The organism is [Pseudopropionibacterium] massiliense, from assembly GCF_900607225.1.
Taxonomy (GTDB): domain Bacteria; phylum Actinomycetota; class Actinomycetes; order Propionibacteriales; family Propionibacteriaceae; genus Arachnia; species Arachnia massiliensis.
Genome location: NZ_LR027847.1, coordinates 1 through 1,038 on the forward strand (window position 1 = coordinate 1; position 1,038 = coordinate 1,038).

Annotated in this window: 1 protein-coding gene; it reads left to right on the forward strand. The window is 61.0% G+C overall.

The window, feature by feature from the left end; translation table 11 throughout:
- A partial coding sequence (locus tag E0E39_RS15585) for a hypothetical protein (RefSeq protein WP_130875768.1) occupies positions 1-566 on the forward strand: 566 nt, incomplete at its 5' end.
- Between the last annotated feature and the right edge of the window lie 472 nt (positions 567-1,038).

Sequence of the window (1,038 nt, forward strand, 5' to 3'; positions counted from 1 at the left end):
GGGTGGCGGTTGTTGTGTTGGTGTGTTCGTGTAGTGGGGGGTCGGGGGGTGCTGGTGTTCAGCAGTCCTCCTCGCCGGTGGCGACGTCGTCGTCGCCGGTTTCGTCGATGCCGGTGAAGCCGCAGCCGTCGGGGACCTTCACTCCGGAGCAGTTGGAAGCAGCCAACACGGTAATCGAGTACTTCCGTATCTCGGACGAGGTTTCCAGCAGCCTCGACAGCGATCCCCAGCCCTTGAAGGACATCACCATGGGGCAGACCCAGGAGCTGGATATGGAGGTGGTCGATGGGTATCGCCGGCGTGGTCAGGTCCAGACGGGGGTCATGGTTGTTGCGATCATCGGTGCCTCGGATGCCCGGGAGGAGGATGGTGTTCGTGTTGTCGCGGTCCAGGTCTGCACGGATAGCAGCAAGGCTGATGTCGTGGACTCGAGAACCGGGCAGTCCATATTTGAACCGGGGAAGCGTTCAATGTATTTGGAATGGAACATTGACGTGGTCAAGACGGCAGAGGGTTGGAAAATCGGAGATTCTACGAACGAGTCAGTTTTGGGGTGCCGAGCATGAGGAAACTCCTTGTCGTTCTGATGGCGTGCGCATTGATGATGGTCCATTTTCCTGTGGATCAGGCTGAAGCTGATGGCGGTGTCCGCTGTGCGCGCAAGGGGAAATTGGGCGGTTCCTGTTTGATTGAGATCAGGGTGCCGGGGTCTGGTGGTCAGCCTGGTCGTCCGGGCCGGCCCGGGGGGTCTGGGCGGGTTCCTGGTGCCCGTCCCACAGGGGAGGATGCTCTTCCTGAGTGTGTGGGGATGTTGTGTCTGCCTGCAGAACAGCGCATTGGCAATAACGTCTACTGCATCCAGCGAGACTCGAGTACAGGGAAGTGTGTTCGCTACGAGGAGGGTCCGGGATTGCCTACTCCTACCGAGGAGGCCACCGGGCGTGGGGGTGCGCCTGCTCCTGCGGTGTTGGCGAGGGTTGCGGTGGAGCGGATGGATCTTCGTGCTCCGGAGATCGGGGTGTGGCCCGAACCGGTGGA